This is a genomic window from Methylobacterium pseudosasicola, from assembly GCF_900114535.1.
Taxonomy (GTDB): domain Bacteria; phylum Pseudomonadota; class Alphaproteobacteria; order Rhizobiales; family Beijerinckiaceae; genus Methylobacterium; species Methylobacterium pseudosasicola.
The window spans coordinates 1-1,159 of the sequence record NZ_FOTK01000128.1; the positions used below are offsets into that span (position 1 = coordinate 1).

At 57.5% G+C, this 1,159-nt stretch carries 1 protein-coding gene and 1 pseudogene; both read right to left on the reverse strand.

The window, feature by feature from the left end:
- A pseudogene (locus tag BM228_RS34430) lies at positions 1-163 on the reverse strand (IS630 family transposase); the annotation flags it as partial.
- Between the two features lie 13 nt (positions 164-176).
- Complete coding sequence (locus BM228_RS33495; RefSeq protein WP_092047644.1) at positions 177-503, reverse strand: hypothetical protein; 327 nt, start codon at positions 501-503, stop codon at positions 177-179.
- Positions 504-1,159 lie beyond the last annotated feature (656 nt).

The following is a 1,159-nucleotide window of genomic DNA, read 5'->3' on the forward strand; positions in this document are numbered from 1 at the left end:
GCGGCACACTCATTCGGCAGCGTTCGCCCCGTGGAGCGCGCCCGTAGCGCCGGGCCATGGCGGTGTTGGCTGCGGTCTCGTCGATGAACACGAGGTGATCCGGGTTGAGGTCGAGTTGGCCCTCGAACCACGCCTCGCGCGCAGCTCTCACGTCCTCCCGGTCCAAAGCCAGCCGGTCAGGTCAAGGGCGTGACGATTTCGAAATCGATGCCACCATGCTCCCAAGTAGCATCATACTCGCTACCATCCTCGCAACGGAAGCCGAAGCGCAGAGCATGATCTAACCAATCGGTCTGTTCCTGCCAGTCGTACAGTTCCCCCGTGTCCGCGAACGCCCGGTCGAACGTCATTTCGAACCGCGCGTAGGCTGAGATAGCGGGAATAGGGCCATTCTCGAAACTGACTGAGGAAAGTTCGATAGCTTGTGCTCGAATGGCGCCCTTTGAGTTCAGGAGGCCGCCCTCGTGATGCTCAGGCTCAGGCTCAATCCGCGCGTAGAGCAACGGTTCGATGGCACGTCTGATGAACGACCACTGATCCTTAGGCCATGATCTACGCCTTCTGCGATCCTTCCATAGTCCCTCGCAATGGATGAGAGCGGAAGGAAGGATAGAGGTAGGATCCTCAAAAAGGTCAGGCGAACCGTTCTTAAGGCGAGCGATGACAGTGTGAGTGTGCATCAGAGACTATAGCGCACAGGCGGCGTGTAAGCGATTGAAATTAATGAAACGCTGTTGAGGCGAGATACATTTCAATATTATAAGAAAGACACTGCTGGGCAGGGCAGCTAACGATCTACCGTTATGCCGTTGAAGCTTAACGTCCTGTGGCCGAACCAGAGTTATCCTTTTTGAACCCTGCAGCGTTAGGAGGGCCTTTCATTCGACTGTCTTGGTTCGGAGTGGAATCCGGCGTCTGAGAACCGGCGGTGCCTGTTGTTTCGGCCTTTCCGAAGCCTGCGGCGTTAGGCGATCCTTGCATACGGGGCGTGCTTCTGGGAGTGCCGTTGGCTCCGGTGTTCTCAGCAGCCCAAGTGGTGGTTCCCATCGTCAGCAAACCTACTGCTGACCGGCCCCCTTGGGAGTGGTCCGCCCTGAAGTATGGCTTTTGAGCCGACAGAGGACGGAACCGATGGCCCAACGACCCAAGCCCGAGGAGA